This is a genomic window from Streptomyces antioxidans (assembly GCF_000968685.2).
Lineage (GTDB): Bacteria > Actinomycetota > Actinomycetes > Streptomycetales > Streptomycetaceae > Streptomyces > Streptomyces antioxidans.
In genome coordinates this window covers 1-9,455 of record NZ_LAKD02000170.1, presented here as the reverse complement: position 1 = coordinate 9,455, position 9,455 = coordinate 1, and the positions used below count along the sequence as shown (strand labels likewise).

The 9,455-nt window shown below is 73.0% G+C and carries 2 protein-coding genes; both read left to right on the top strand.

From position 1 onward, the window contains the following. Positions 1-7,550: type I polyketide synthase (locus tag VT50_RS37190; protein WP_079343979.1), on the top strand; the 7,550-nt coding region annotated here is incomplete at its 5' end. A 57-nt stretch (positions 7,551-7,607) separates the two neighbouring features. Continuing rightward, positions 7,608-9,455, top strand: a 1,848-nt coding sequence (locus VT50_RS37185; protein WP_143645355.1) for a type I polyketide synthase, incomplete at its 3' end; no start/stop codon positions are given.

The following is a 9,455-nucleotide window of genomic DNA, read 5'->3' as shown; positions in this document are numbered from 1 at the left end:
CGGGTCGTGGTGGCATGGTGTCCGTCGGACTGCCGGTCGAGCAGGTCAAGGAGCGCATTGCGGCTTGGGATGGCGCCATTTCTGTCGCCGCCGTCAATGGTCCTGGTTCGGTGGTGGTGTCCGGTGATCCGGGTGCGCTGGATGAGATGGTGGCGCGGCTGGAGGGTGAGGAGGTGCGGGTCCGTCGGGTGCCGGTGGACTACGCCTCGCACTCCGCTCATGTGGAGGCCATCTGCGAGGAGTTGCTGACGGTCCTCGCCGATATCGAGCCGCGCGCCTCTGAGGTGCCGTTCTACTCCACGGTGTCCGCCGAGCTGGTGGACACCACCGGTCTGGACGCGGAGTACTGGTATCGGAACCTGCGGCAGACCGTTGAGCTGGAGGCCACCACCCGTACCCTCCTCGGCACCGGCCACGCCACCTTCATCGAGGTGAGCCCGCACCCGGTGCTCACCCTTCCCGTCCAGCAGACGGTTGAATCCGCCGAGGCCCAGGCCGTGGTCGTGGGCACGCTGCGCCGCGACGAGGGCGGCCTGGAGCGGTTCCTGACCTCCGCCGCCGAGGTGTTCGTCCGCGGCACCAAGGTCCAGTGGACGACCACGCTCGAGGGCCGCGGCGGCCGTCAGGTCGGGCTGCCGACCTACGCCTTCCAGCGCGACCGCTACTGGCTCGACGGCTTCGGCCTGCCGCCCGGCGGTGGCGTCGCCGACGCCACCGGCTCCGTCGACCAGCGGTTCTGGGACGTGGTGGAGCGCCAGGACCTGGAGTCGCTGGCCGGGGCGCTGGCCGTCGACAGCGAGGCGCCGCTGAGCGCGGTGCTGCCCGCCCTGTCGGCGTACCACCGCAACAACCGCGACCAGTCCACGATCGACGGCTGGCGCTACCGGGTGTCGTGGAAGCCGCTCACCGACGTCGCCGACGGCCCGCTGTCGGGGACCTGGCTGGTGGTGGTTCCGGCATCCCGCGCCGGTGACGAACTCGTCTCCGAGGTGGTCACCGGGCTCGAGGGGCACGGCGCGCATGTGGTCCGGGTCGCGGTGGACGAGCGGGACCTCGACGCGGACGTGCTGGCGGAGCGGCTGCGCGAGGTGGCCGCGGAGACGCCCGAGCTGGGCGGTGTGCTGTCGCTGCTCGCCCTGGACGAGGAGCCCTGCCCCGGCCACCCGGCGCTGTCCGGCGGCTATGCGCTGACCCTGGTGCTGGTGCGGGCGATGGTGCGGGCCGACATCCCGGCCCCGCTGTGGTGCGGTACGCGCGGCGCCGTGTCGGTGGGCCGTTCGGACCGGCTCACCAGCCCGACGCAGGCGATGGTCTGGGCGCTGGGCCGGGTGGCCGGTCTTGAGCTGCCCCCGCTGTGGGGCGGTCTGGTCGATCTGCCCCAGTCGCTGGATGAGCGCGGCGCGGCGCGGCTGGCCGGTGTGCTGTCCGCCGAGGGCGGCGAGGACCAGGTCGCGGTGCGCGGCTCCGGTGTCTTCGTGCGCCGTCTGGTGCGGTCCGCCCCCGCCGTCGGCGAGGAGACTCCGTGGCGGGCGCGCGGCACCGTGCTGGTCACCGGTGGCACCGGTGGGCTCGGCGGCCAGGTGGCCCGCTGGCTGGTCCGCAGCGGTGCCGAGCACCTGGTGCTGACCAGCCGCCGCGGTCTCGAGGCCGCAGGCGCCGCCGAGTTGAAGGCGGAGCTGGAGGACATGGGCGCCGAGGTGACGGTGGCCGCGTGCGACGCGGCGGACCGCGACGCGCTCGCCGCCGTCCTGGCCGCCGTACCGGAGCACCAGCCGCTCACCGGAGTGGTACACGCGGCGGGTATCACGATTGCGGCCTCCCTGCTGGAGACCGGGCTCGCGGACGCGGCCCGGGTGGTGTCGGGCAAGGTCGCTGGCGCCGTCAACCTGGACGAACTGCTCGGCGACCGCGAGCTCGACGCGTTCGTGGTCTTCTCGTCCATCTCCGGAGTGTGGGGCGGCGGCAGCCAGGGCGTCTACGGCTCCGGAAACGCCTTCCTTGACGCCCTCGTGGAGCAGCGCCGAGCACGGGGCCTCGCGGGCACCGCCGTCTCCTGGGGGCCATGGGCCGAGGGCGGCATGGCCACCCGGGACGACGCGGGAGAGCAGCTGGCGCGGCGCGGACTGCCCGCCATGGCACCGCAGTTGGCGATCGCCGCTCTGGAGCGCGCGGTGGCCGGTGACGACGGTGTGGTGACGGTCGTGGACGTGGACTGGGAGCGGTTCGCGCCCTCGTTCACCGCGGTACGCCCCAGCCCCTTGCTGGGCGACCTCGAAGAGGTCCGGGCGCTGGAGACCAAGGGTGAGGGTGACGAGAGCGCCGACGCCGCCGGGGCGCAGCTGCGCGAGCGGCTGAAGCCCCTCACCGAGGGCGAGCGGGACCGGGCGCTGCTCGATCTGGTGCGCAAGCACGCCGCCTCCGTGCTCGGCTACGCCTCCCCGGAGCTGGTGGAGCCGAACCGGGCCTTCCGCGATCTGGGCTTTGACTCGCTGACCGCGGTGGACCTGCGCAACCGGCTGGCCGCCGAGACCGGTCTCACCCTGCCCGCCACGCTCGTCTTCGACTACCCCAGCGCGGCCACGCTCGCGGCGCAGCTGCGCACCGAGGTACTGGGCGCCTCGTCCCCGGCGCCCGCCACCGGGCCTGGGGCCGTGGCCGGTTCCGGCGCGGACGACGAACCCATCGCGATCGTCTCCATGAGCTGCCGCTTCCCCGGTGGGGTGCGGAGCCCGGAGGACCTGTGGCAGCTGGTCGACGGTGGCGGTGACGCCATCTCGTCCTTCCCGTCGGACCGCGGCTGGGACCTGTCCGGCATGTATGACCCGGACCCGGACCGGCCGGGCACGTTCTACGCACGGGAGGGCGGATTCCTCTATGACGCGGGCGAGTTCGACCCCGGCTTCTTCGGGATCTCGCCCCGCGAGGCCCTGGCCACCGACCCCCAGCAGCGGCTGCTGCTGGAGACCTCGTGGGAGGTGTTCGAGCGGGCGGGCATCAACCCCGCGTCGGTGCGGGGCAGCCAGACCGGTGTGTTCGTCGGCTTCTCGGGCTCCGGCTACGGCACCAACCTGGAGACGGTGCCCGAGGATGTCGAGGGCCATCTGCTGACCGGCAACGCGGGCAGCGTCGTCTCCGGCCGGCTCGCCTACACCTACGGCCTGGAGGGACCCGCCGTCACGGTGGACACGGCCTGCTCGTCCTCGCTGGTGGCCCTGCATCTGGCCTGCCAGTCGCTGCGTCAGGGCGAATGCTCGATGGCGCTGGTCGGCGGTGTGGCGGTGATGGCCACCCCGATGGCGTTCGTCGAGTTCAGCCGCCAGGGCGGGCTCGCGCCCGACGGCCGCTGCAAGCCGTTCTCGGCCGCGGCGGACGGCACCGGCTGGAGCGAGGGCGCCGATGTGCTGCTCGTGGAGCGGCTGTCGGACGCGCGGCGCAACGGCCACCAGGTGCTGGGCATCGTACGGGGCTCCGCCGTGAACCAGGACGGTGCGAGCAACGGTCTGACGGCCCCCAACGGCCCCTCCCAGCAGCGGGTGATCCGCCAGGCGCTGGCCAGCGCCGGGGTGTCGGCCGCCGAGGTGGACGCGGTGGAGGCACACGGCACGGGCACCTCGCTGGGTGACCCCATCGAGGCGCAGGCGCTGCTGGCCACGTATGGCAAGGAGCGCCCCGAGGGCCGCCCGCTGTGGCTGGGCGCGCTGAAGTCCAACATCGGACACACCCAGGCCGCGTCCGGCCTCGCCGGTGTCATCAAGATGGTGATGGCGATGCGCCACGGTGTGCTGCCGAAGACGCTGCACGTGGACGAGGCGTCGCCGCAGGTCGACTGGTCGGCGGGCGAGGTGCGGCTGCTGACCGAGGCCACCGCGTGGCCGGAGACCGGGCAGCCGCGCCGGGCGGGCGTCTCCGCGTTCGGCGTCAGCGGCACCAACGCCCACACCATCATCGAGCAGGCCCCCTCCGACGACCAGGACACCCGACCGGCCGAGGCGGCGTCCCCCGACGACCGTGGCGCGGCCCCCTGGACGCTCTCCGCCCGGAGCGCGGACGGGCTGCGCGCCCAGGCGCGGCGGCTGCGGGCGCAGCTGACCGCAGGGCCGGAGCTGAGCCTGAAGGACATCGGCTACTCCCTGGTGGCGGCCCGGTCGGTGTTCGAGCACCGTGCCGTGCTGACGGGCGCGGACCGTGCGGAGCTGCTGCGCGGGCTCGAGGCCGTCGCCACCGGCCAGGAGGCCCCCGGGGTGGTGCGCTCGGTCGCCACTCCGACCGGGATCACCGCGTTCCTGTTCTCCGGCCAGGGTGCGCAACGCCTGGGCATGGGGCGGGAGTTGTATGAGACGTTCCCGGTGTTCGCCCGGGCGCTGGATGAGGTGTGCGCACACCTGGACGTCACGCTGGAGCGTCCGCTGAAGGACGTGATGTTCGCCGACGAGGACGGTGCGGACGCCGGGCTGCTGGATCAGACGGCGTTCACCCAGCCCGCGCTGTTCGCGGTTGAGGTGGCGTTGTTCCGGTTGCTGTCGGCGTGGGGTGTGGCGCCGGATGTGGTGATCGGTCATTCCATCGGTGAGATCGCCGCCGCGCATGTGGCGGGGGTGTTCTCGTTGGAGGACGCGTGTGCCCTGGTGGCGGCGCGGGGCCGGTTGATGCAGGCGCTGCCCGAGGGCGGTGCGATGGTCGCCGTCGAGGCCTCTGAGGAGGAGGTCGCGCCGTCGCTGGCCGGGCGGGAGGCCGAGGTGAGCATCGCCGCCGTCAACAGCCACACCTCCGTGGTCATCGCCGGTGACGAGGCAGCCGCGCTGGAGATCGCCGGGCAGTGGGCGGAGCAGGGCCGTAAGACCCGCCGGCTGCGGGTGAGCCACGCCTTCCACTCCCCGCGCATGGACGCGATGCTGGCTGACTTCCGCAAGGTCGTCGAGGGGCTGTCCTTCCAGACGCCGTCCATCGCCCTGGTGTCCAATCTGACGGGGAAGTCGGCGGGCGCCGACGAGGTGTGCTCGCCGGAGTACTGGGTGCGCCACGTCCGGGAGGCGGTGCGCTTCGCGGACGGCATGCGCTCCCTGGAGAACGCGGGAGTGACCAGGTTCCTCGAGGTGGGCCCCGACGGTGTGCTCTCGGCGATGGCGCGCGAGTGCCTGACGGCGGAGGAGACTTCGGCCCCCGTCGTGGTATCCGCGCTGCGCAAGGACCGCCCGGAGGCCCAGGCACTGACGGCGGCCCTGGCCGAACTCCACGTCCACGGCACCACCGTGGCCTGGGAGGCCCTGTTCGCGGGCCAGGACGTCCGGCGGGTCGAGCTGCCGACGTACGCGTTCCAGCGGCAGCGCTACTGGCTGGACGCCCCCGAGAGCGACGCCGCCCCCGCCCCCGCCGCCGCGGACGAGGGCGACGCCCGGTTCTGGGACGCGGTCGAGCGTGCGGACCTGGAGGCGCTGACCACCGCGCTGCACGTGGACGGAGACGCCTCGCTGACCGAGGTGCTTCCCGCCCTGTCGTCCTACCGAAAGGGCCACCGTGAGCGGTCCACGGTGGACGGCTGGCGCTACCAGATCGCCTGGACCGCGGTGTCCGAGCTCGCGGAGCGGGCGCTCACCGGGACCTGGATGGTCATCGTCCCGCGGTCGCACGCCGACGACGAGGTGGTCACCTCCGCGGTGGCCGCGCTGGAACGGCAGGGCGCGGAGGTGGCGCGGCTCGCCCTCGACGGCGCGGCGGACATCGACCGCGCGGCGGTCGCCGAGCGGCTGCGCACGGCGGCCGAGGGCGCGCCGGACGGGGCCGTCGGCGGAGTGCTCTCCCTGCTGGCCCTGGACGAGGACCCCAGCCCCGGACACGCGGTCGTGCCGCAGGGGCTCGCGCTCAACCTGGTCGCCCTGCAAGCGCTCGTGGACGCCGGTGTCGAGGCCCCGCTGTGGGTGGCGACGCGGGGCGCCGTGTCGGTGACCGGATCCGACACCCTGCACAGCGCCGCCCAGGCGCAGATGTGGGGCCTCGGCCGGGTCGCCGGTCTGGAGCACCCCCGGCTCTGGGGCGGTCTGGTCGACCTCCCGGACACCTTCGACGAGCGGGCCGCGGCCCGGCTGTCCGGTGTGCTGGGCGGCGGCGCGGGCGAGTTCGAGGACCAGGTGGCGGTGCGCACCTCCGGTGTGTTCACCCGGCGCCTGGTGCGGGCCACCGCGCCGCGGACCACGGCCCGGCCGTGGAGCGCGCGCGGCTCGGTGCTGGTGACCGGCGGCACCGGGGGAGTGGGCAGCCAGGTGGCCCGGTGGCTGGCAGGTGCCGGGGCCGAACACCTGGTGCTGACCAGCCGCCGCGGCCCGGAGGCCGACGGCGCGGCCGAACTGCGCGACGAGCTCGCCGCGTTGGGCGCGGAGGTGACCATCGCGGCGTGTGACACCGCCGACCGCGAGGCCCTGGCCGCCGTCCTGGCGGCCATCCCGGAGCGGTATCCGCTGAGCGCCGTCGTCCACGCGGCGGGTGTCCTGGACGACGGTGTCCTGGACGCGATGTCGGTGGAGCGGGTCGCGGGCGTGCTGCGTCCCAAGGTGGACGGCGCCCGCAATCTCCACGAGCTGACCAAGGACCTCGACCTCTCCGCGTTCGTGCTGTTCTCCTCGCTCGCCGGAGCCATCGGCGGCGCCGGGCAGGGCAGTTACGCGGCGGCCAACGCCTACCTCGACGCCCTGGCGCAGCAGCGCCGGGCCCAGGGTCTGGCGGCCACCTCGGTGGCCTGGGGCCCGTGGGCCGAGGGCGGCATGGCGGTGGACGGGGCGCTGGAGGAGCGGCTGCGGCGCGGCGGCATGGCCGCGATGACCCCGGAGCTGGCGGTCAAGGCACTCCAGCAGGCCCTCGACCTCCAGGAGACCCATCTGGCCATCGCCGACCTCGACTGGGAGCGATTCGTCCCGTCCTACACCGCCGTACGGGCCAGCCGACTGCTGGACGAGGTGCCCGAGGCACGGCGGATCCTGGAGGCCGCGACCGGCGGCGCAACCGCCACCCAGTTCGAGACCGGCGGCTCTGAGCTGCGGGAACGGCTCGCCGGAAAGTCCGAGACAGAGCAGGAACGAGAACTGCTCGACCTGGTCACCACCCAGGTGGCGATGGTGCTGGGCTTCCCGTCGGTGGAGTCCGTCGAGTCCCAGCGGGCCTTCCGCGAACTGGGCTTCGACTCGCTGACCGCCGTCGAACTGCGCAACCGGCTCGACGCGGCGACGGGCCTGCGCCTGCCCGCGACGATCGTCTTCGACCACCCGACGCCCGTGGCGCTCGCCCGCCGACTCCGTACCGACGTCGTGCGGGACGGGATCTCGGCGGCCGCACCGATCCTCGGCGAGCTGGACCGGATCGAAGCGGCGATGGCCACGGTCTCCGCCGACGACGTCGACCGGCCGAGGATCACCACGCGCCTGCAGACGCTCCTACTGAAGTGGGGAGAGGCGGAACAGGAATCGCCCACGTCGGGCAAGAAGGCGGTTTCGGACAAGATTCAGTCGGCGACGTCGGACGAGATCTTCGACTTCATCGACAAGGAGCTCGGGATCTCCTGAGCTGGCGCGGTCGGTTCCCGAGGGTCGTTCCTTACTACTTCCATGGGTGACATAACAATGAACGAAGAGAAGCTTCTCGACTATCTCAAGCGGGTGACCGCGGATCTCCAGCAGACTCGCCAGCGCCTGCTCGAGGCCGAGTCAGCGGACCAGGAACCGATCGCTATCGTCGCCATGAGCTGCCGGTTCCCCGGAGGGGTGGACTCTCCAGAAGACCTGTGGCGCATGGTGGCGGACGGCACCGACGCGATCTCGGAATTCCCCATGGACCGGGGCTGGGACATCGACGCCCTCTACGACGAGGACCCGGACCGTCCCGGCACCAGCTATACGACCGAGGGCGGCTTCCTGGAGAACGCCGACCAGTTCGACCCGGCGTTCTTCGGGATCTCACCGCGCGAGGCGCTGTCGATGGACCCGCAGCAGCGGCTGCTGCTGGAGACGTCGTGGGAGGCGGTCGAGCGCGCGGGCATCGACCCGATGTCCCTGCGCGGCAGCAGGACCGGCGTGTTCGTCGGCACCAACGGCCAGGACTACTCCATGCTCCTGCTCGGCGCGGCCGAGAGCCTGGAGGACGTCGAGGGCCACTCGGGCACCGGCAACGCGGCGAGCATCGTCTCCGGCCGGATCTCCTACACCATGGGTCTCCAGGGCCCCGCGCTCTCCGTGGACACGGCGTGCTCGTCGTCCCTCGTGGCCCTGCACCTCGCCGTTCAGGCGCTGCGTCAGCGCGAGTGCACGCTCGCACTGGCCGGTGGCGCCACGGTGATGTCCACCCCGTCGGCGTTCGTCCAGTTCAGCAGGCAGCGCGGGCTGGCAGCGGACGGCCGGTGCAAGCCGTTCGGCGCCGCGGCCGACGGCACCGGCTGGGGCGAGGGCGTCGGCATGCTGCTCGTGGAGCGGCTGTCCGACGCCGAGCGCAACGGCCACGAGGTGCTGGCCATCGTCAGGGGTTCGGCCATCAACCAGGACGGCGCGTCCAACGGTCTGACGGCGCCCAACGGCATCGCGCAGCAGCGGGTCATCCGCCAGGCGCTGACCAGCGCCCGGCTGTCGGCCGACGAGGTGGACGCGGTCGAGGCACACGGGACGGGTACCACCCTCGGTGACCCGATCGAGGCCCAGGCGCTGATGGCCACGTACGGACAGGACCGGCCCACCGACCAGCCGCTGTGGCTGGGCGGCATCAAGTCGAACATCGGTCACACCCAGGCCGCCGCCGGAGTCGCTGGGGTCATCAAGATGGTGATGGCCATGCGCGAGGGCGTACTGCCGAAGACGCTCCACGCGGAGGAGCCCTCACCCCACATCGACTGGACCGGCGGCGCCGTCTCCCTGCTGCACGAGACGGCCCCGTGGCCCGACCGGGACCACCCGCGCCGCGCCGCCGTGTCCTCGTTCGGCATGAGCGGCACCAACGCCCACACCATCCTGGAGCAGGCCCCCGAGCCCGAGGCGGCCGGGGCCACTGAGGCCGAGGCCGCCGACGGTCCGGTGGCATGGGTGGTGTCCGGGCGTGGCGCCGAGGGGCTGCGGGCACAGGCCGGGCAGCTCCGCGCGTTCCTCACCGAGCGCCCGGAGCTGAGCGCCGCGGACGTGGCGCTCTCGCTGGCCACGACTAGGTCCGCCTTCGAGCACCGGGCCGTGGTGACCGGGACCGGCCGCGATGAACTCCTCCAGCGGCTGGAGGCGGTCGCCGAGGACGCCTCCACGGCGAACGGCGTGGTGCGCGGGAGGACCGGCGACACCGGCCGCTCGGTGTTCGTGTTCCCCGGTCAGGGGGCGCAGTGGGTGGGTATGGCGGTGGGGTTGTTGGAGTCTTCGCCGGTGTTCGCGGAGGCGGTTGGTGAGTGTGAGTCGGCGCTGTCGGTGTATGTGGACTGGTCGTTGTCGGATGTGTTGCGT